Source organism: Pseudomonas sp. CHM02 (assembly GCF_000612585.1).
Lineage (GTDB): Bacteria > Pseudomonadota > Gammaproteobacteria > Pseudomonadales > Pseudomonadaceae > Aquipseudomonas.
Genome location: NZ_JFCA01000106.1, coordinates 1 through 1,252 on the forward strand (window position 1 = coordinate 1; position 1,252 = coordinate 1,252).

The 1,252-nt window shown below is 54.4% G+C and carries 2 protein-coding genes; both read right to left on the reverse strand.

The genetic code is table 11. The annotated features are described in order from the left end of the window. Positions 1 to 38: 38 nt before the first annotated feature. Positions 39 to 881, reverse strand: coding sequence for an IS3 family transposase (locus BM70_RS31775; RefSeq protein ID WP_043274448.1), 843 nt, complete (start codon positions 879 to 881; stop codon positions 39 to 41). Beyond that, positions 878 to 1,186 carry a transposase gene (locus BM70_RS33800; RefSeq protein ID WP_025854457.1) on the reverse strand — a complete coding sequence of 103 codons (309 nt, stop codon included), beginning with the start codon at positions 1,184 to 1,186 and terminating at the stop codon, positions 878 to 880. The genes BM70_RS31775 and BM70_RS33800 overlap by 4 nt, the downstream gene beginning before the upstream one ends. Between the last annotated feature and the right edge of the window lie 66 nt (positions 1,187 to 1,252).

Consider the following 1,252-nt stretch of genomic DNA (forward strand, 5'->3'; position numbering starts at 1 on the left):
TGAACTGGTCAAGTCATCCCGGACACCGATTACGGTGTTTATGCCGCTTTTTGCTCCATGGCTATTGGCGACAGGTAGTTGTTGTAGCTGTGGAGCCTGATTCGGTTGTATCGCATGAAGAAGCTAGTCATATCCTGCCTGGCTTCTTCAACTGTCGTGTAGCCCTTATTGGGCACCCACTCTGATTTGAGTGTCCCGAAGAAACGCTCTGTTGGCGCGTTGTCCCAGCACTGCCCTCTGCGGCTCATGCTTTGCGTTATCCCATGCTCCAGCAGCGCGGACTGAAAGAGCTGGCTGGTGTATTGGCAGCCTTGATCCGAATGAAACATCAAGCCTGCATGTTTACCTCGAACCTCCACCGCCATTCTCAGCGCCCTGCTAACCAGGTTGGCGTCATTGATCAGAGAGAACGCCCAGCCAACGATTCGGCGGGCGAACAGATCAATGACCGCTGCCAAGTGATACCAGCGTTTACCAACCATCAGACTGGTAACGTCGCCGCACCAGACCTGATTGATTGCGGTTGACTCGAAGTTACGCTCGAGCAGGTTCTTGGCCACAAATGCTTCGACGCCTCTAGAGCGATACTGATGGCGGCGGCGCTGTCTGCTGGCCAGATTTGCCTCTGCCATGAGTTTTCCGGCCAGATGCCGTCCCACCTTGATCTGCTGGGCCTTCAAGTGCTGAGAGATCATCCGCGCACCTGCACTTCCCCGGCTTTCGTCATGCAGTTGCACGACTTTTGCTCTAAGCGCATCACGCTTGGTATTCGGCGCTGAGCGACGCTTAAGCCAGTCATAAAACGCGCTGCGGGAAACGCTCAGCGCACTACAAAGAAGGCGGGTCGGATATGAGCTCGACTCTCTCAGCTCTTCGATCAGGAAAAACGATCGGGATCCGACATCAAGAGAGCCGTAGCTTTTTTTAAGATTTCAGCCTCGATCTCCAGGCGCTTGACCTTGGCTCGCAGTTGTTGAAGCTCTCGCTGTTCATCGCTGATTGCCTTAGTACCTGCCACTGGCTGCCCTTTCTGACGTTCTTTGCGAACCTGATCAATCCAACGGCGCAGCGCCGTAGGCCCAACGTCCATCGATGCACAGACGTCAGGAACTGAGCAGCTATCATCAAGAACCATGCTTGCAGCACGTTGCTTGAACTCGCGGGTGTAGGTCTTTCGCTCTTGCATGGAACCTCCTGATTGGGCGAATCATATCGCCCTTAAGAGGTGTCCGGGAGCATTAGGCCAGTTCAA

Bases quoted from the DNA above. Each gene is read 5' to 3' on its own strand.
- BM70_RS33800 (WP_025854457.1), bottom strand. From the start codon at position 1,186: ATGCAAGAGCGAAAGACCTACACCCGCGAGTTCAAGCAACGTGCTGCA.